Annotated in this window: 11 protein-coding genes and 2 pseudogenes; 3 read left to right on the top strand and 10 right to left on the bottom strand. The window is 63.9% G+C overall.

The genetic code is table 11. From position 1 onward, the window contains the following. Window positions 1-5: 5 nt before the first annotated feature. Together K307_RS07210 and K307_RS07205 are read right to left on the bottom strand one after the other, a co-directional pair. Window positions 6-947 carry a phosphate acetyltransferase gene (locus K307_RS07210; protein WP_042877278.1) on the bottom strand — a complete coding sequence of 314 codons (942 nt, stop codon included), beginning with the start codon at window positions 945-947 and terminating at the stop codon, window positions 6-8. Window positions 948-1,025: 78 nt separating this feature from the next. Then, the gene (locus K307_RS07205; RefSeq protein WP_042877276.1) at window positions 1,026-3,311 is read right to left on the bottom strand and encodes a DUF3141 domain-containing protein; all 2,286 of its coding nucleotides are present in this window, start codon (window positions 3,309-3,311) and stop codon (window positions 1,026-1,028) included. 492 nt (window positions 3,312-3,803) lie between these two features. Between K307_RS07205 and K307_RS07200 the strand changes: the two genes are divergently transcribed. Both K307_RS07200 and K307_RS07195 read left to right on the top strand, forming a co-directional pair. Continuing rightward, on the top strand, window positions 3,804-7,238 hold the full coding sequence (locus tag K307_RS07200) for an adenylate/guanylate cyclase domain-containing protein (RefSeq protein WP_042877274.1): 3,435 nt from the start codon (window positions 3,804-3,806) through the stop codon (window positions 7,236-7,238). 384 nt (window positions 7,239-7,622) lie between these two features. Beyond that, the gene (locus tag K307_RS07195; RefSeq protein ID WP_042877272.1) at window positions 7,623-9,629 is read left to right on the top strand and encodes an esterase/lipase family protein; all 2,007 of its coding nucleotides are present in this window, start codon (window positions 7,623-7,625) and stop codon (window positions 9,627-9,629) included. Here K307_RS07195 and K307_RS07190 read toward each other — a convergent pair. Continuing rightward, the gene (locus K307_RS07190) at window positions 9,626-9,940 is read right to left on the bottom strand and encodes a DUF2889 domain-containing protein (RefSeq protein WP_080744945.1); all 315 of its coding nucleotides are present in this window, start codon (window positions 9,938-9,940) and stop codon (window positions 9,626-9,628) included. The genes K307_RS07195 and K307_RS07190 overlap by 4 nt on opposite strands. Before the next feature lie 166 nt (window positions 9,941-10,106). Here K307_RS07190 and K307_RS07185 point away from each other — a divergent pair. Next, window positions 10,107-10,507 (top strand): annotated as a pseudogene (locus tag K307_RS07185) (2-isopropylmalate synthase); the annotation flags it as partial. Window positions 10,508-10,616: 109 nt separating this feature from the next. Here the strand turns inward: K307_RS07185 and K307_RS07180 are convergent. From K307_RS07180 to K307_RS07150, 7 genes and pseudogenes are all read right to left on the bottom strand, one after another. After that, window positions 10,617-11,015, bottom strand: a pseudogene (locus tag K307_RS07180) (tyrosine-type recombinase/integrase); the annotation flags it as partial. A 225-nt stretch (window positions 11,016-11,240) separates the two neighbouring features. After that, a complete protein-coding gene (locus tag K307_RS07175) occupies window positions 11,241-12,665 on the bottom strand; it encodes an MmgE/PrpD family protein (protein ID WP_042877264.1) in 1,425 nt (474 codons plus the stop codon). A gap of 7 nt (window positions 12,666-12,672) precedes the next feature. Then, a complete protein-coding gene (locus K307_RS07170) occupies window positions 12,673-13,641 on the bottom strand; it encodes a Bug family tripartite tricarboxylate transporter substrate binding protein (protein ID WP_042877262.1) in 969 nt (322 codons plus the stop codon). Window positions 13,642-13,813: 172 nt separating this feature from the next. Further along, complete coding sequence (locus K307_RS07165) at window positions 13,814-15,214, bottom strand: MmgE/PrpD family protein (RefSeq protein WP_042877260.1); 1,401 nt, start codon at window positions 15,212-15,214, stop codon at window positions 13,814-13,816. 238 nt (window positions 15,215-15,452) lie between these two features. Beyond that, a complete protein-coding gene (locus K307_RS07160) occupies window positions 15,453-16,709 on the bottom strand; it encodes an MFS transporter (RefSeq protein ID WP_051974739.1) in 1,257 nt (418 codons plus the stop codon). A 208-nt stretch (window positions 16,710-16,917) separates the two neighbouring features. Next, window positions 16,918-17,580 (bottom strand): DUF2889 domain-containing protein, encoded by a 663-nt coding sequence (locus K307_RS07155; protein ID WP_051974738.1) that lies wholly within the window; start codon window positions 17,578-17,580, stop codon window positions 16,918-16,920. Window positions 17,581-17,607: 27 nt separating this feature from the next. Next, window positions 17,608-18,042, bottom strand: a complete 435-nt coding sequence (locus K307_RS07150; protein WP_051975028.1) for a YybH family protein — start codon at window positions 18,040-18,042, stop codon at window positions 17,608-17,610. Window positions 18,043-18,699 lie beyond the last annotated feature (657 nt).

Genomic DNA, 18,699 nt, shown 5'->3' with positions numbered 1-18,699 from the left:
ACCCTTTAGACGATGGCGGCAGAAGGCTTCTCGCGCCGCGCAAGTGCGACGAGCGAAGCAACCGCGCACGACGCAAGCCGCGTGATCACAGAATCGGCACGGCTGGTGAGAATGATGGGAACCCTCGCGCCAAGCACGATGCCGGCGGCATCCGCACCGGCGAGAAATGACAGGCTCTTGGCGAGCAGATTGCCGGCTTCGAGGTTCGGTACGACGAGCACGTTGGCATGCCCGGCCACTGGCGACGAAATGCCTTTTATCTTCGCGGCCTCTTCGCTGATCGCATTGTCGAGGGCGAGCGGGCCGTCGAGAATCCCACCTGTGATCTGCTGGCGGTCGGCCATTTTGCACAATGCGGCGGCGTCGAGTGTCGACGGCACCTTCGGGTTCACGGTTTCCATCGCCGACAGGATCGCCACCCGCACGGACGGAAATCGCAATGCCTGGGCGAGGTCGATGGCGTTCTGCACGATGTCACGTTTTTCATCGAGTGTCGGTGAGATGTTCACGGCTGCGTCGGTGATGATCAACGCGTCGGCCTGGCCGGGCACGTCCATCACGAAGCAATGGCTGACGCGCCGTTCGGTGCGCAGCCCGGTGCCTCGCGCGACGACCGCTGCCATCAGTTCGTCCGTGTGCAGCGAACCTTTCATCAGTGCTTGCGCCTTGCCTTCATGCACGAGTTGCACGGCGACTTCTGCCGCCGCGTGACTGTGTGGCACGTCGACGATGGGCAGATCGCCGAGGTCGAGGTTGCCTTCCCGTGCAGCCGCCTCGAGCTTGGCGCGCGGCGCCACTAATATCGGCGCAATCAGACCGAGGCGCGCGGCTTCGATCACTGAGGACAAGGAGTCGTGATCGCATGGGTGCGCAACAGCGGTCGGCAATGGCGGCAGCGTTGTCGCGAAAGCGATCAGCCGCCCATATTTTTCGCGTTTGTGTTCCATGTCGTGTGCCCTCGATTGGCTAAACTTCCTGGGGCCCGACAGCGATCAACCACCGGGCACGCGCGCTCACACGCGCTGTTACTTGACCTGCTGGCGGGCGTTGGCACGCGGCGCCGAATTCGTCTTCGCTGCCGACTCAAAAATGGTCAGAACGCGCGCCAGATCGGCGCGTTCTTGTTCGTCGAGCGGCAGCGTGGTGCTGAGCTTTTCGATGTCGCGTGCGGCGTTACGGACCTCCGCGGGCGGCGCGCCGGACAGCATGCCGGGTAGTGCATCGATTGCGGCATCGGCGTCAAGGCGCAGCAACGTGGCTTGCTCGCGAACAACCTGCTTGAACGAAAGAATGCCGCGATCGGACAGCGTGCCGAGCATGGCGCGCGCGAGATTGAAGCCGCGTTCATCAGCTTCGCGGTGCGTACGACGCACAAAGAGCAGCGCGCGCGCACTCGCTTCGATGAGGCCGCCCGTTGTCATGCTATGGCGCAACCGTTCGTGTTCTGCGGCGATCGCTGCGTGACGATCGTCGACCTCGCCGGAGTCTTCCGATACGGCAGATCGGCCGTCGTCGCTTTGGGGGGGAAGCCCGGCGAGGGCCTGCAGCCAGGGGGCGCCGTAGATGGCTTCGAAGAGCTGTTCGACCGCCGCGTCACGTATGTCGCGATAGCAATTCAGCGACGCCTCGATCGAGTCCGATACCACGCTTTGCATTTGCCAGAATGGATTATCGGCAGGGGCGGCTTTGCGCGACTCTCGCACGCTTTGCGCAGCCTGGGCGACGCTCGATGCCAGCGGATGGCGGTCCGACCAAGCCTCGTAGGGGATCCGCAGTGGATGAAACTTGCTCGCGAGATCTGCGCTCCACGGCGTTACGCACAGGCGTAGCCACGGTTGCACAAAGCTGCGATAGAGGCCGAGATTGAAATTGGACACATAGGCTGCTGTTGCGAAACGACGGTCGCTTTCCGGGTCTGGCTGCACGATCGCCCGCACATCATCGATGCTGCGCGGCGAGATCGACAGCACGTGATCGCCTTCGACGAGGTCAGCATGCGGCGTTGCTTCGGTCCTCGCCCCCATGTGCGCTTCATACAGGCCGGACGGCAACAGGTCGATGAGATCGATGTTGCTCACGAATTCGCGATGCTCCTTGCGGCCCGTACTGCTCGACACGAAGATGCCGAGATGGCCGATGTTGTCATGGGTTGCGTAGACGATGGTCTGGTCGTGCCCGAACAGGTCGGCGTCGTCGCGATACAGGTCGGTAATCCAGCCGAGCGCCTGGGGTGGCGGCGTGATGTTGTCACCGTATGAGCAGAACACGACAATCGGCGAGCGGATATTGCGCAGGTCGAGACGCACGCCATCCGACATAACGATATCGCCGCGCGCGAGCCGGTTGCCGACGAATAGGTTGTCGACGATGTATTGCATTTCTGCCGCGTTGAGGAACACGTGGCCGCCCCAGTATTTTTCGAAGCCTAAATACCGTGGCGCTTCGGTATCGATATTCGCATACAGGTTGTTGTACTTTTGCCAGAGTGTGTTGGCCGGGTTGAGGTTCTCGAAGTTCTGCACGAGCCACGCGCCGTCGAAGCGGCCGTCGCCGAGATCGCCCGTGAGCGCGGTCAGCCAGGAACCGCCGAGCAAACCTCCGGAATAGCGCATCGGATTCTTGCCGCGCCAGCCTGCCCAATACGAAACGGGCGCGCCCGCGACGATGATCGGCCCGAACAGCTCAGGTCGCATCGCGGCTGTCATCAGTACCTGCCAGCCTGCCTGGCAATTGCCGACTACGGCGGGCTTTCCAGGGCTATCTGGATGCAGTTCGATGACTTTCTCGAGGAACGTCGCTTCGGCATGCATGACATCTTCGACTGTCTGACCGGGTACGGGGTCAGGAAGGAAGCCTACGAAATAGCACGGATGTCCCGCTCGCAACGCAGCGCCGATTTCGCTGTCGCGCTTGAAGCCGCCAATGCCCGGCCCGTGCCCCGCGCGCGGGTCGAACACGATGAACGGACGAAGACGGCCCGCGTCGTGCGCTTCGGTCGCATTGCGATCGGGTTGCAGATCGTCAGGCGAAATGATGCGCACGAGGCCGTAGCTGACCGGTCGCGGCATGGTGCGCCCATCCAGGATCAACTCGGCAGCGAAATCGAGCACATTGGGTGTGCGCTCATGCAAGTGCGCCTGGTATTGGTTGCCGCGCTCGCGCATCACGTCGGCGAACAGCACATTGCGCTGCCACGCGTCGATTGCGTACTCGGCGCCCGCGTTTGGCAACGTCGTTCCCGGCGCAAATGCGTAGGGCAAGGCCGTAGCGGGATCATCTTGCGGATCGGATGACAGGTTCAAGTGATGCATGCCGCATTAACCTCCTCAAAGAGTCCGCGCCAGTGCCTGGCGTCTCGTGGCCGAGTTCGCGGAACGTTTACGACTTGGTCATCACCATACTCCTTGTCATGATGACAATCAAGTCAATATGGTGAGAAATCCGGAGATCTTGAAGGGTTCCGGCGCGCTTCACGCTGCTTGCCTCATGTAACGTGGCCGATAACGATCCCGGGACACGTCGTGCATCGTAGGGCTCGCGCATTGTTGGGCTCGACTGAGAACTGCGGGCGTACGCGGGCTCACGGTTATGAATGCTTGTGTGCCTTGTTAGGTCGCGCTCTGCCCCGGCATCGGCTTCCTTTGCGCGGGAGGCATCATGATGGACGGCATGAGCATCCGCGGCCTCACGACCGCGGCATCGATCTGGGCTGCCTCGGCCATTTTCGGTAATCTATCTCTTGCGACGGGCGGTCATTACGCCTCTAATGAGTTCGTGGCAGGCGAAGGCTGTCAGAGGGCGATATGCGCTGCACAAAATGCGGGTTCGAGAACCCGGCGGGAGGAAAGTTCTGCGAGGAGTGCGGGCAAAGGCTTGCGCAGATCTGCCCGCAATGCGGCCATGAGTCCAGCCCCACGGCAAAATTCTGCGGTGCTTGCGGCGTGCCACTGACCGAGCTGGCCGCAACGCCAGTCGCGGCCGCAGTACCAACGCCCGCTGTCCCCGCACCGGTTCTTTACACGCCGCCCCATCTCGCCGAACGCATCCTCGCCGAGCAAGCCGCGATGGAGGCTCGGGGACAGGCTGCCGGCGAACGCAAGACCATTACGGCGCTGTTTGCGGACATGGCCGGCTCGACCGCCTTGATCCAGGACCTGGACCCGGAAGAAGCGCGCGGGCTGATCGACCCTGTGGTAGCGCTGATGATGGAGGCCGTGCATCACTACGAGGGATTCGTTGCCAAATCCCTGGGCGACGGCATCCTGGCGCTATTTGGCGCGCCGATTGCCCACGAGGACCACCCCGTGCGGGCGTTGTACGCAGCGCTGCGCATGCAGGAAACGATGCGCCGCCATGGCGACCGGGTCCGTCTGGAGCAGGGTGTCCCGCTGCAGATCCGGGTCGGCGTCCATACCGGCGAAGTGGTGGTACGCTCGATCCGCAAGGACGACTTGCGCACGGACTACGACCCGGTCGGGCACACGATCCATATTGCCTCCCGGATGGAAGGCGTCGCGACACCGTCGTCGATCCTCGTCAGCGAATCGACCCATAAGCTGACCGAGGGGTACTTCGAGTTCAAGGGCCTCGGGACCACGCACGTAAAGGGCATTCGGGAGCCGCTTGCGGTCTATGAGGTGCTCGGCCTCGGCGCATTGCGCACGCGCCTGCAAGTGGCCGCGCATCGCGGTCTGGCGCGGTTTGTCGGCCGGCAGGCCGAATTGGAGCGCTTGCATGAGGCGTCGGAGTCGGCCAAGGCGGGGCATGGGCAGATCGTCGGGGTGGTGGGCGAGGCGGGTGTTGGCAAGTCGCGTCTGTACCATGAATTCAAGGCACGCTCGCAGCGCGGCTGCATGGTGCTCGAAACCTTCTCGGTTTCGCATGGCAAGGCCTTTCCCTATCTGCCTTTGATCGATCTGTTGAGAAACTACTTTCAGATCACCGCGCAGGATGACGAACGGCTGTATCGCGAGAAAGTCACCGGCAGGTTGCTGACCCTGGATCGCACGCTGGAGGACCATCTGCCTTATCTGCTTTACCTGCTCGGTATCAGCGAAGCGGGTTCGGCACTGCCCACGATGGACTCCACCATCCGGCGCCAGCGCACCTTCGAAGCCATTGCACGGCTACTGGTGCGTGAGAGCCAGAATCAGCCGCTGATGGTCTTGTTCGAAGACTTGCAATGGCTGGACAGTGAGACCGAGGCCTTTCTCCATATCCTTATCGAGCATGTGCCGGGCGCCAGGTTGCTTCTGCTCGTCAACTACCGCCCGGAATACGCGCATGACTGGGGCCGAAAGCTTTATTACACCCAATTGCATCTGGAGCCGTTGGGACAAGCGGAGGCACAGGGTCTGCTCACGGCACTGCTGGGAGACCATCCCTCGCTCGTGCCCCTGAAACTGCTTATCCTGGCAAAGACCGAGGGCAACCCATTCTTTATGGAGGAAGTTGTCAAGACGCTGGCCGAGGAGAACGTCTTGCTTGGCCAGTCCGGCAGCTACCGGATCGAGAAGGCCCCTTTGTCACTTCATATTCCGACGACCGTGCAGGGCGTGCTCGCCGCCCGTATCGACCGGCTTCCCATCGCCCAGAAGGACTTGCTGCAGACACTCTCGATCATCGGCAAAGAGTTTCCCTTAAGTCTGATCGAGCATGTCACAGCGCTACCGGAAGAGGGACTGCGCCCGCTTCTGGGCAACCTCCAGGCCGGCGACTTCATTTACGAGCGTCCCGCATTCCCCGAAGTGGAGTACGCGTTCAAACATGCGCTTACCCAGGAGGTGGCGGCTAACTCCATGCTGACCGGTCAGCGCAGTGTGCTGCATGAACGCACGGCCCGGGCCATTGAGGCACTGTTTCCAAGCCGGCTGAAGGACTATTGCAGCGAGTTGGCTCACCATTACAGCAAGAGTGGCAATGTGCCGAAGGCCATCGAATACCTGCACCTGGCGGGCCAGCAGGCCTTGCAGCGTTCAGCCCAGCTCGAGGCGATCCGTCATCTCAGTGCAGCCCTCGAACTGCTTAAGTCCGTGGCTGACACCCCCGAACGCGCACGCGAGGAACTCACCTTGCTGCTGACCCTCGGTCCTGCGTGGATGGCCGCACGAGGCTATGGTGCGCCAGAGGTGGAGGAGACCTACACGCGTGCATTAGCCTTGTGCGAACAGGGCGGGGAAACACCACAGATCTTCTCGGCGCAGTTGGGACTGTGGTCGTTTTATCTATTGCGTGCGCAACTCAGTACGGCACACGCCTTGGCGCAGCGGCTGCTCGGTCTCGCGCAGGATACACAAGATCCGGAACAGCTCGCGGAGGCGCACCGCATTCTCGGCGCCACCTTGTTCCGTCTGGGCGAGATCAGGATGGCCCGGACCCACATGGAGCAGGCGCTGGCACTGCACCGTCCCGATCGCCAAACATACAGCAAACTTCTGCGTTATGCGCCGAACCTCGCCCTTCATATCGGGAGCACGTTAAGCTGGACGCTCTGGTTTCTTGGCTTGCCGGACCAGTCGCGCGCGCGCAGCGAGGAAGCGCTGGCGCTGGCCAGGAAGGCCTCTGATCCGTTCGGCCTTGCCTTGTGCCTGATCTTCGCGGCCGAATTGCACCAGTACCGGCGCGAAGTGCAACTGGCGCGGGAGTATGCAGAAGCCGCCATCGCGCTTTCGAGCGACCAGGGGTTCCCCTTCTATCTGGGTTGGGGAACGATCCTGCGCGGCTGGGCGCTGGCCGAGCAGGGTAGTCATGAGGAGGGAATCGCGCAAATACATCAAGGCCTCAGCGCCCGCGAAGCCACCGGAGCGGCATTGGGTCGGCCGACGCTTCTGGGACTGCTCGCCAACGCTTATGGAAAAGCAGGACAAGCCGAGGCAGGGCTTCGTGTTCTGAGTGAGGCGTTGGCTCTGGTGAAGAACACGGGAGAGCGGTTCGCTGAGCCGATTCTGCTTCGGCTCAAGGGGGAGCTGATTCTGATGTTGTCTGGCGACGATGCCGGCTCGTCCACTAGGGCCAAGGAAGCCGAAGCCTGTTTTCAGGCGGCAATTGCCATGGCTCATGACCAGGGAGCCAGATCAGTCGAGCTGAAAGGCGCGCTGAGCGTGGCCCGACTATGGCAACGCTGTGGCAAGACGGATGCTGCGCGCTCGATCTTGGCCGGTATTCTTGACACATTCACCGAAGGGTTCGATACCGTTGACTGGCAAGATGCCAAAGTACTGTTGGACGACCTGACGTAAGCGGCCTGACCAGGCCCCGACGACTGCGCATCGAAGCGATGACTTCGCCCAAGTCGCCAGCCATCTTTCTCGCAGACTACGATGTCGAGACCGCCGCGAATACGCTAGACAACCGCTCTGCGATCGCGCTGGAAGAGTCTTCGGTCCGGTGCTGAGTGGCTCCCGAGCGATGACGAGGCCAGCGCGATCCGGATGGCGAACGACACGCCGTTCGGCCCGGGGCGGCATGCACGCCAGCGCGACCGCTCGCAAACGCACCGGCGGTTGGGTTACATTTGTTTCCGAATGCGCAGGCGGGCAGGGCGAACGGGGAGCGCGCACTGACGGTCCGGTCTGGCGCGTGGTTCGGGTCCCCCATGCCCTTCAGCGCAGGGAAGACGTCACATGAAGCCGTGCATCGGCCTCTTCTTCAGCAAACCAGTCCTGCACCTGGCAGCCGTCTTGCTGCTGATGGGCGGCTGCACGGCTTTCCAGCCAGCGATCCAGACGCGCACCATGACGCCCGGCGAGTACATCGCGGTGAAGCGGGGCGATATCCTGACCCGGGGCGAGCTCAGCACCACTACGCGGGAAACCCTCAGTATCACGGGCCTGGCCGACGGCAGCTGCGCGAGCCCATCGCGTGCCTGCATCGAGGCGTTGAAGGGCGGCGCAGGCCTTAGCGAAGAGCAACGGCAATCGGCGCTGGCCGAGCTGTGGGTGGCCTACGCGCAGACGCTCCCGAGCTCAGATCCCGCGGCTGAGGCCGGCAACCCGCAGTTCGAGGCGTGGATGGAAGCGGCCCGCCATGGCTACGCGTACCTGTTCTTTACCGAGCGCAGCGCATCCATACGCGCATTCGAAGATCGGCAGATCCAGGTGCGCGACTACTACAACCTGGCTACGCAAGAGGTATCTAGGCTGTTGTTCGAGATCGTGAAAGGCACGGAAAGAACCACGGACGAAGAGAGCTTTCGCTGGGGCAGGTGGAGCATCCGCGTCGACATGGCTGCCGTCCGGCTGCCCGGCGGCGTGGGCCGGCCGAAAGAACTGGTGCCGGCATCCTCGGTGTCGTTCGCGGGCCTGCGCAGCATCTACCGCCGCGACGGCTTCGGTGCCGAGCTGTTGGCCGTGACGGCAGAAGCACCGGGCACCGCGGGAGCGAGGGGACAAGGGCCGCAGCCAGAGGCAGCGGGTGCGCAGCCGCCATTCCGATGGGGCTTGGGGAACTGGAGCGAGATGAACTTCCCTGTGGTGAACGTCCTCGCACGCTTTCCTGGCGGCGACCTGAAACAGGTCCTGGCCACCCGGGAGGTGGTGCTGACCGTTCGCGACCCCTACCGGGACGCGTCGGCGGCGATACAGGGCCACCAGGTGCCGCTGGCGGCCAACTTCACGGCTGGCTACGGGCTGTGGCTGGCACGTTCGGGATTCACCCGGCAATCGCTGCGCACCCTGTTCGGCCACAGCGACGGTCTCGACCGCCCGCACCTGTACCTGATGCAGCCGTTTGACCCGGACCGTCGCATCATCGTGATGCTGCATGGCCTGGCGAGCAGCCCGGAAGCGTGGGCCAATGTTGCCAACGAATTGATGGGCGACGAGGCATTGCGCAGGCACTACCAGATCTGGCAGTTTTATTACCCCACCAACGTGCCGATCGCGCTGAATCATTACGCGATACGGCAGACGTTGCGCGCCGCGCTGGATTACTTCGACGCTGGCCGCGCTACGACCGCGTCGCAGGGCATGGTGCTGATCGGGCACAGCATGGGCGGGGTGATCGCGCGCCTGATGGTGTCGTCATCCGGCGATGCCATCGAGAAAATGGCGCGGATCGACCACAACCTGGACGATGAGGCGTTCGCGCGCCTGATGCCGAGCCTGGGTCCCGTGATTTCGTTTGCGCCCGTACCCAATGTCGGGCGTGCCGTATTCGTCGCGGCGCCCCATCGCGGCACCGAGGTGGCGGGCGGCTGGCTGCCGCGCTGGCTGGCTTCCTTCGTGCGCCTGCCGGGGGACCTGACGCAGGGCATCGCGCAACAGTTGCAGGCGTCGCGGCGCGACCGTTCACCCCGGCCGAAAGACCTGCCCAACAGTGTCCAGAACCTCAACAAGAACGATCCCTTTATCCAGGCGGCGGCAGACCTGCCGATTTCGCCGGAGGTCCGGTATCACTCCATCATTGCCCGGCGTGATGCCAGCGTCCCGTTGGCGTTGTCGGATGATGGCTTTGTCCCGTACTGGAGTTCCCACCTGCCCGGCGCCGCCTCGGAAGCAGTCATCACCTCGAGCCACAGTGTGCAGGAAGGCGCGATGAGCATTATCGAGCTGCGCGGCATCCTGCGCGAGGATATCCGGCAATACCACGGGGTACCTTGCACGGCGGCGGCCGCCCGCGTCGGTGGTTAGTCCTTATCGGCTGGGCTGGTGCCTGCCGAAGCCTGGCCAGGGCCCTTGGGCGATGTCGCCACCGGAGGCCTGATGCGAGGTTCTGGCAGGGCTTCCCATTCCTGGCGCCGCGCTTTGCCGCCCACGGTCTGGTAGGCCATGGTACCGAGATTCATCAGCAGCTCGCGCAGATGCGTGCAGCCTCTGGTGCCGCCCAGCGTGGCTTCGAGCGCCTTGCGCCAGCAGTGGCGTCGTAGTGCCGGCGACGGCAATTCGCGGGTAGGCCGCTTGCCGAGATGTTTCAAAGTACGGGAGAGTTGGCGCAACACCATTGGTCATCTGCCGCAGCTGCAGCATAGTGAATGCGTGCATGCCGGAAACGGTATCTGTTATCTCCATGCTCGCCTCCGAGCGAGCTTATGCCCCAACCGGCTTGCCGCGGGGCTTCTTTTTTTGTTCGCACCATTGGCGTCACCTTCGACCAAAGGCCTTTCTCCCATGCTGAAGCAACCTGCCACCAAGTACCGTTCCTTTACCCCGGTCCACTTGCGCGACGGTACTTGGCCGGACGCAGTGCTGACCCGCCCGCCGGCCTGGTGCAGCGTGGGCCTGCGCGATGGCAACCAGGCGTTGATCGAGCCGATGGACATCGAGCGCAAGCTGCGCATGTTCAGGACGCTGGTGGAGATAGGCTTCAAGGAGATCGAAGTCGGCTTCCCGTCCTCGTCGCAGGTCGAGTTCGATTTCGTGCGCAAGCTGATCGATGCGACTCGTTCCCGACGACGTGACGATCCAGGTGCTGACGTACCTTCGAGGCCCTGCGCGGGGCGCCGCGCGCGATCGTCCATCTGTATAACGCCACCTCATCTGTTATGCGCAAGGTGGTGCTCTCTGAGTCGATAAACAGATCGTGATCGAAGATCAATGTGGGACAACTATGGCCAGCATTCGTAACGAAGCTTGTCCGGTTGGATGCTGATCGAACAGGGCGAGCGAATCTCCATGGAATCAGGATCCTTCCTTGTTGGAGGTGCCCCAGCCGATTCGATGTCGCTCCTGCGTTGCCTCGTGCCGCGCATCCTCTTCGCTGTGCAGGTAGGCGCTGGTGGTGGCGATCGAGGCATGGCCAAAGTTGTCGCGCACAAAACGCAGGTCGACCTGCTGGTCGGTCATGTGCGAGCCGGCGGTGTGGCGCAGCCAGTGGGCCGAGGCGCTGGCCAGCACCGCGGCCTGCGCCTCCCACTCGGGCCCGCGCGCGCGCAGCCGCGCGGCCGCCATGCCGAACACTTCCTTGAGGATCAGGTGCAGCGCTCCGCGTGACAGGGCTTTGTCGTCCTTCTGACGGCCGATGACCGGCAGCAACAGTGGGCGCGCCTCCCCGGGCTGCGGCGTGGGCGGCAGCCCGTGCCAGAAATGCCTCACGACGCGTTGGCTTACGGTATTGCTCGAATCCCGCCCCTTGATCAGCACCCGCTGCCAACGTCATCTGCTTCATGTCCATCTCTTTGCGCTCGTGATTCTTCAAATAACGCTTCTCCTCACGAATCGGAGGACTTAATCAGCATTGCCTTAGATCGCTGGGCACCCCGACGAGGTCATCAAGCCACGCACGCTTTCGCACGTCACTTATGCCTACCGCCGCACGAGCAGGCGCATGATTTTGCCAAAGTCGTCGACCTGCTCCAGGTGCAGCACGCTGTCTAAAACCTTGTCGATGATTGCGGGTGGAAGAATGCCATCGACGAAGGTGCGGAACTTGCGAACTAGTTCCTCCGTGGTCATGTAGGTCTGCGGGTCGGCCGACGGCGTGCCCTTGGGGAAGTGCTTTTCGGCGGCGAACGTCTGGCCGCGTGCACGAATCTCGATGCGCGAAGGGCGGCTGGTGATGTCCGCCGAAATGGACTGGAAGTAGGACGGGTGTGTTTCCAGCTTCACCTTGTGCATCAAGGCCATGACCGAAGGGTCGAACACGACGGCCGGGTCCTGCCACTGCCTGCCGGGCGTGATGCGGTGAGCAGCGACGGCCAGGCCATGCGCGAAGCAGAACTGCGCATCGTGCAGTTCGGTGATCTCGCGGTTTGTGAAGCAAGGTAGCACGTAGGCCCAGCCCTCTCCGTAGGCGGTGATACCCTCGATTTCCTCGACGTGTATGTCGTGTTGCGCCACGAGGTCGATCAGCAGGTCCAGCGGTGCGTGCATCACGCGGCAGTGCGGATAGGGCTTGAACATCTGGAAGGCGGGGAAGCGCCATTCCTCGCCGAGGCCGGTGGTGAGAAGATCGGACGACCAGCGCGAGGTGCCTACGAAGCGCGGGTAGCCATATTCCTCGTCATCCAGCATCTGCAGGTCGCCGCGGTGGCCCAGATCGCCCATGTCCGCCGCCGACAAAGCGGCATTGGTCAACGCGCCGGCCATCTGGTACTTGATGGTCGCGGTCGGCGTGTGCATGAACCAAGCGCGCTGCGAGTTGACCGGGGCCGTGGCGGCGGCGATGCCCAGTGCGCTCGCCAGCCGGTCCACGGTAAGCCCCTTGAGCTTAGCGGCCGACGCCGTCGCGCCGAACACCGTGCTGCTGTAGCCGACCACCGACGCATTCGCAGCCTTGCCGTCCTTGGTGTCGCGATATCCGCTCATGGCGGCGCCCAGCCGGTAGGAAATTTCGTGCGATACGGCGACGGCGGCGATCAAATCCTTGCCCGAGCGCTGGTGCACCTCAGCGGTGGCGAAGGCGCCGGGCAGCACATAGGGGCTCACGTGGCCAGGCAGCAGCACGGAGTCGGCGTCCAGGGCATTGATCAGCTCGCCGTTGGCGAATGCGGCGCCGTGAGGCGTGGACTTTTCACCGGTACCGATGATTGTCGCGCTGCCTCCGGTGCCGCCCAGCCGGCGACCGGCCTCGATGCCGATGCGCCCCTTCGGATGGTCAATGCCCGCCAGCGCGCAGCCGATGGTGTCGAGCACGTCGCGCTTGCATTCTTCCATGACTTTTGCAGGCAGCCGGGCGATTTCGGTATTCACCGAGAACTCTGCCAGGCGTTCGATGATGGTCTTGCTCATGGGGTGTTCACTCCTTTGCCAGCTTGAGGTCGGCGACGACCTTCATTGTGCGCTGCAGATCCTGCTGAAGGAACTGGGTGAAGGCTTCCGGCGTCATCGAACCGGGCTCCGCGCCATCACGGCGAAAACGCTCGCGCACCGGGGCGCTCGCCAGAGCGGCACGCAATGCTTGACCGAGGCGCTGCACAATCTCTTTCGGGGTGCCGGCGGGGGCGAGCAGGCCCAGGTACACAGTGTAGCTGTACCCAGGCAGCCCTTGCTCGGCCAGCGTGGGCATGTCTGGAAATGCCGGGGAACGCTTGGCTGAAGTCAGACCCAGCGCCCTCAACCGGCCGTCGTTGATTTGCGGGCCCGCGGAGTTGCCGCCGTCGAACGCAAAGTCGACGCGGCCGGCGATGACGTCGCTGATGGCCGTGGAAATCCCCTTGTACGGCACGTGTACGATATCCAGGCTGGCTCGGTGCATGAGGAGCGCGGCAGCCATGTGGGTAGTGGTGCCGCTACCGCCGGAGGCGAATGAGAGCTTCCCCGGCTTGGCCTTGGCGGCGGCCATCAGATCGGCCAGGCTGCGATACGGCAAACTCGGTGCGGTGACCATCAGCAACGGTGCCTCGTTCATCATGCCAATGCCAACGAAATCCTTTAACTCGTAGCCGGGGTCTTTCTTCATTGCCGGCAACTGCGCAACCGTGTTGGAGCTGGCCAGCAGCGTGTAACCGTCGGGTGGCGCGGCCTTCGCGGCCCGAATGCCGATCTGGCCGTCTGCGCCCGGGCGGTTGTCGACGACGAGGGGCTGGCCGAGGTTCTTGGCCATTTGCTGTGCCACGGCCCGCGTGGTGATGTCCAGCAGCGCGCCCGGAGCGGAGTTCACGACGATACGGATCGGACGATTGGGATAGTGGTCCTGCGCCATGGCGAGAGAGGTGCCGGTCAGCAGGAGCGTCGTACACCCGAGTTGGGTGATGAGTCGGTACATGAAGAATGTCTCCAGAAGAAGCCCCCATGTGTCCACCGCTTGGTGGTACCAGCGAGGTTCTTGGGAAATGCTGGCGGCCGCAAGCCAACTAGTCAACGCAGTCGGATACGGTGTTCCGTGCTTTGGTGGTGCCCAGCCGCCGCTTTGGGAGCCGGCGATGGGGGATGGGCGGTCACGTCGCTCGGTCGCCCAGCAGCGCCATGATTTCGCCGCAGTCTTCGAGCGTCTCGATATCGCGCAACTGCGCAACCGCGCGCTGGAGCGAGGTGCTTTTTAAGCCGAGCCGCAGTGCTGCCCGGTACAGGATGTCTTCGATTTCCGTGGTCGGTAGCGGATTTTTCGGGTTGCCCCTCGCTGCCGTGATTACCGGGGATTCGAGCACTGCGCCGTCGGGCAGGGTGAGTTTCACCGCCGTGCCCTTAGCCTCATCCCGCATGTGTATGCTAACCAGGCCCGCCAGGCGCCGCAGTTCGGGGTCACGGAGGGCCGCGTCCTCGTAGTGAGTGATGGAGAAGTGGCCGTCGCGGATCGCGCACGCTGCCGCCCACGGAATGCTGAACTGCGCCTCGATGACGCTGGCGGGTGCGCGCTTGCGCTCGATGGGCCTGGCCATAATGGCCAGGCTGGTTGCTCCGAAGACGTCGATCGCCTGAATCGAGCGGCCGTTCAGCAATGCGCGTGTGGCTAGCACGGCGTCGATGACGGGGTGCGCCACCACGCCGCAGGGATATCCTTTGAATCCCAGATGGACGTTGAGGAAATCTTCGCCCAGGCGATGGATGATGTCCTCGAATGCAACGGTGCAAGCTGGATAGTGCATTGCATAGAGGCCGCAGCGTCCGGTCAGCGATCCCCTAGGGCCGGGCATGCCGATCGCGGCCATCCGGGCCGCCGTGATGCCATTGCGCACGGCGATGCCGGCTTGAAGTGCCACCCCGCGTCCTTCGACCTGCCCCTGGAAGTTGCCCGAGGCCTGGCAATGCGCAAGACCGAGTGCGTCGAGGAAACCCTCTGCATCAAGACCGAGGATCTTGGCCGCCGCCACCGCCGCGCCGTAGGTGCCCAGCGTGAATGTCGCATTGGCCACGGCCTGGCCGGGCACAAAACCCAGGCCAAGCGGCCGCAGCAGGCGGATCTCCAGGTCGATGGCGAGGGCGACTGCCGTCGCCAGGGCCGGGCCGCTAACGGCGCCCCGCGCCTCGGCCGCGGCAATGGCTGCTGGCACGACACAACAACCGACGGCAAAGCCGATGGTCTCGTCAACCCAATATTTGTCCTCGTGCTCCCAAGCCTTGCCGGCTCGGCCATTGACCAGGCCGGCAAGTTCGGCAGTTGTGCGCCGGCCGCTGCCTAGTATGGCAGCTTCCGCTGGACCGGCCAGTCCTTCAACGTAGCGCAGCAGCGTCTCCTGGTGCGTTTCGGTTACGCCCTCCAGTGCCGTCGCCATCCACCACAGGATGGCACGCACCGCACTCTCGCGCGATGGCGCCGGCAGATCGGCCCAAGACACCGCGGCGAGATGCTCGGCAACGCGCTTTTCGATGGGGAAATCGTCGGTTGCATGTGGCTGCATGATGCTCCTTCGTAGTTGCCGCTACCCGGGGACGCGAACTCATTTTTGTGGTGGCCGCGCGTCAAGTAGGGTGGGGGGCGTTAAAGCCTGCCAGCTTCGAGGCAGCCGCTCGGCACTGTCAAGCGGCGGACTTTACATGTTCCGTACTGCGGAAAGATCAGTCGCCAGATGCAGAAAGTCCTCCGGCCAGCGTGCACGCTCCTGACCGGCGGGCTGGGCGGTCAGGAAGGCCACTGGCTCAACCCTGTTCCTGACTGTTGCCGTCCGCGAATGAGATAGACCAACGGCCGCGCATCAGCCAGCCGAGTCCGAACGTCATCAACGCCAGTGAGATCAGTGCCGGACGCACGCCCACATGGTCGGCCAGCGCGCCGAATAGTGCAGCGCCACTGGCGCCGCCGCCCATTGCGGCCATGAAGAAGACCGCCATGCCGCGCGCGCGCAGCCGGTCTGGCAGCGCCAGCTGGGCGCTGACGTTCAGCGAGTTGCCGATCCCAAGCCAGCCAGCTCCGCTCACGAACAGGACAGGTGCCGCCAGCCACGCATGCGGGGCCATGCCGATGCCTGCAATCGCGACACCGAGGATGAGCGAGCCCTCCGTAACGATTTTTTCCGAGCCGAAACGGGTCCTCAGTCGCGGCAGCGCCATCGCCACGGTCATGGCCCCGACGCCTACGCATGTGAGCAGTGTCGTGTAGACGTGTGCGCTGACCCCGCCATACGCGCGCGCCAGCAGTGGGAGCAGCGCCATTAATGCGGTCACGGTCATAAAGAGGACCCAGACCCGCACGATCGCGGCGCGCAGGCGCTGGCTGCGCCATGCGTAACGGAGGCCGGATCGTATCGATTGCGGCAGACGCACGGTGCGGCGCTTGCGCGGCGGCGCGTTATAGTCCCATTTCCAGATCACCAGTGCCGAGGCAAGGGACATCAGCGCGCCGACGATGAACACCGAGGCGCCGCCCCATATGGCCAAGAACAAGCCTGCCATGAGCGGTCCTCCCACGCGTGCGCCGTGCACCGCTAGGCCATGCAGGGCCATTGCCTGCGGCAACTCCGGACGCGCAACGACTTCTGGCAGCAAGGCCGAGAAAGCCGGCCAGCGGAGGGCGGTGCCGATGCCTCCGGCGAAGACCAGCGCAAGCAGCAGGGGAGTGTTGAGGATGCCAGTGGCAGCGGCCACCGCCAGCGTCGTCGTCGTGGCCGCAGTCCACAAGAGTGTGAGGAGGAAGCACCTGCGCCGGTCGAGCTGATCCGCCAGCGCGCCACCGGGGAGAGCGAGTAAGAACGCTGGCAAGGCCGTAGCCGTCTGTACCAGGGCAACCAGGGTCTTGCTGTCGGTCAGGGAGGTCATCAGCCACGCCGCGGCAACGTCGTACATCCAGACGCACAGGTTGGCGGCGACCCATACCGACCAGAGTACCGAGAACCGCCGGTTGCGCAACGGCCCCCACGCAGTGATGGCTTGCGCCGGTTTTCGTGGCGGCGCGGTCATGTGCCTACCGATGGCTGCAGGCACATACCGGCAACGCCCGCGTCGCTCGCTTTCTCAGTCCGCATGGCTTGATTCATTTCACAGGTATGCCAGATTTGATACCAATGGCAAGCCGCGTCGCAGCGGCGTGCAAGCCCGCGTCCCGTACTTTGGAAGTGGTTGGTTGCGGAGCGGCGGGTTGTTAAGGCTGTCGTTCCGCTGTCGGTGGTTAGTCCGCATCGGCTGGGCTGGCGTGTGCCGAAGCCTGACCGGGGCCCTGGTAGAAATCCGGTGCCCACCGCCTGATCACTTCCCCGTCAAGCCGCCAGCCGACGCATTTGCCCCAGTGCGGCTTGGGCGATGTCGCCACCGGAGGCCTGATGCGGGGTTCGGGCAGGGCTTCCCATTCCTGGCGCCGCGCTTCGCCGCCCACGGTCTGGTAGGCCACGGTACCGAGATTCATCAGCAGTTCGCGCAGATGCGTGCAGCCCCTGGTGCCGCCCAACGTCGCTTCGAGCGCCTTGCGCCAGCCGCGCGCGATGCTCGCGCCGACCAGGCCCTTCAGCGGCGGCATGCCTTCGGTGCATTCGGGAAACGGGATGGAAGGCAGCGCCGCGGCGACGGCCCGGACGGTATAGGTATCGTCCAGCGTGATGCGGACCCGCATGTGGTGTATCGGCACGTCAGGCGGCTGCTCACCGCCTTCCCAACTGGGCCAGGGCGCGGTCTTACTGTCCTCCATCTCGCCTTCGATATCCCACAAGCCATCGTCACGGCGAAAGCCTTGCATGATGACGGCGCGGGTATGCAGGTGGCGTCGTGGGGCCGGTAGCGGCAAGTCGCGGGATTGCGTTGGCGCGGCGTGGTCGGCGGGCGCTTGGTCTTCGTGCATCGGGTCTTCTCGATGAGGGGGCGCCGGCTATTGGATAGGCGGTGCTTCCGGTGTCGGGGAAAAGTGGTGCTGCAGAATCTGCCACACCCCCAGGCGCCTGACCAGCACCCACGTCGTCCGCAGTGCCGAGGCGGTTTCGCGCCCGTCGGCGAGCACAAAGCGGAAGTTTGCGTGCCCCTGCGCCAGCAGCGTGTCCGCGCCGAGCTCGACCAGGGTCTGGTCGACCAGCGACATCGATGCCGAGCGTAGCGTCCCGGTGTACGAGGCAAAATACCCCAGGATCGCCGCCTGGCCCACGGCGTGGCCCGGGCGGCCCCCAAAGAACAGGGCTTCGGGCGCGTACAGCGCGGTCAGCGCGTCGGCGTTCCACGTCAGCGCGGCGGCGTTCCAGCGGCGCTCGACGTTTTGCAGGGCGGCCTGCGCGCGCGAGGCGTTCGTGCTCTTGGCGTGGTGTTCGGTCATGGTTGCCATGTCATTGCTTGGCGCGGCCCGGGCGTTCCCGGCCATGCCCTCCTTGTGGCTTTGCGGGCAATGCTACGACGACAGCGCCCGTTGGCCCAACCGGAAAGACAGAGTGTTCCGTACTTTGGAATGCCACGGCGCCAGCGCCATGCCCCAGGGGCTTCGCTCGGATCCTTTCAAAGTACGGGAGGGTTCGCGTCAATCCATTGGCGATCTGCCGCCGCTGCAGCATAGTGAAGCTGTGCACGCCTAAGTGGTAGCCGTTGTCTCCATGCTCGCCGCTAAGCGAGCTTCCGCCCCGAACGGCTTGCCGCGGGGCTTCTTTTCTGGGCGCTTTGGACCAGTTGCGCGCTCAGGAAAGCGCGGGGCCTACCCCGCGGTGCAGGCCCCGGCGTCTGCGTCCCTATTGCTTCCCGGGGCGCAAGTCAGCCAGGATCGACGCGATGGTCCCCAGTTCTCCAGATCCTGCACTGCGTTGTCGCGGACCTTCTGCTCCTCTGTGCTCACTCGTCCAGCCGCAGTTCGTTCTGGTCGACGATCTCCTTGAGGCTGTCCAGCAGCGCATGCAGGATGCGGCAGCGCGGGTAGGGCTTATAGGCCTGTTCGGTGGGGAACTGCCAGTCGGTGCCGAGTGCCGCGAGGATGCAATCCGGCTCC

Source organism: Cupriavidus necator A5-1 (genome assembly GCF_000744095.1).
GTDB classification, from domain to species: domain Bacteria; phylum Pseudomonadota; class Gammaproteobacteria; order Burkholderiales; family Burkholderiaceae; genus Cupriavidus; species Cupriavidus necator_A.
The sequence above is the reverse complement of the archived record's forward strand: the minus strand, read 5'-3'. Positions and strand labels throughout refer to the sequence as shown.

Bases quoted from the DNA above. Each gene is read 5' to 3' on its own strand.
- K307_RS07160 (WP_051974739.1), bottom strand. From the start codon at position 16,709: ATGACCGCGCCGCCACGAAAACCGGCGCAAGCCATCACTGCGTGGGGG.
- K307_RS07210 (WP_042877278.1), bottom strand. From the start codon at position 947: ATGGAACACAAACGCGAAAAATATGGGCGGCTGATCGCTTTCGCGACA.
- K307_RS07150 (WP_051975028.1), bottom strand. From the start codon at position 18,042: ATGACCGAACACCACGCCAAGAGCACGAACGCCTCGCGCGCGCAGGCC.
- K307_RS07205 (WP_042877276.1), bottom strand. From the start codon at position 3,311: ATGCATCACTTGAACCTGTCATCCGATCCGCAAGATGATCCCGCTACG.
- K307_RS07170 (WP_042877262.1), bottom strand. From the start codon at position 13,641: ATGTACCGACTCATCACCCAACTCGGGTGTACGACGCTCCTGCTGACC.
- K307_RS07195 (WP_042877272.1), top strand. From the start codon at position 7,623: ATGAAGCCGTGCATCGGCCTCTTCTTCAGCAAACCAGTCCTGCACCTG.
- K307_RS07190 (WP_080744945.1), bottom strand. From the start codon at position 9,940: ATGGTGTTGCGCCAACTCTCCCGTACTTTGAAACATCTCGGCAAGCGG.
- K307_RS07175 (WP_042877264.1), bottom strand. From the start codon at position 12,665: ATGAGCAAGACCATCATCGAACGCCTGGCAGAGTTCTCGGTGAATACC.
- K307_RS07165 (WP_042877260.1), bottom strand. From the start codon at position 15,214: ATGCAGCCACATGCAACCGACGATTTCCCCATCGAAAAGCGCGTTGCC.
- K307_RS07155 (WP_051974738.1), bottom strand. From the start codon at position 17,580: ATGCACGAAGACCAAGCGCCCGCCGACCACGCCGCGCCAACGCAATCC.
- K307_RS07200 (WP_042877274.1), top strand. From the start codon at position 3,804: ATGCGCTGCACAAAATGCGGGTTCGAGAACCCGGCGGGAGGAAAGTTC.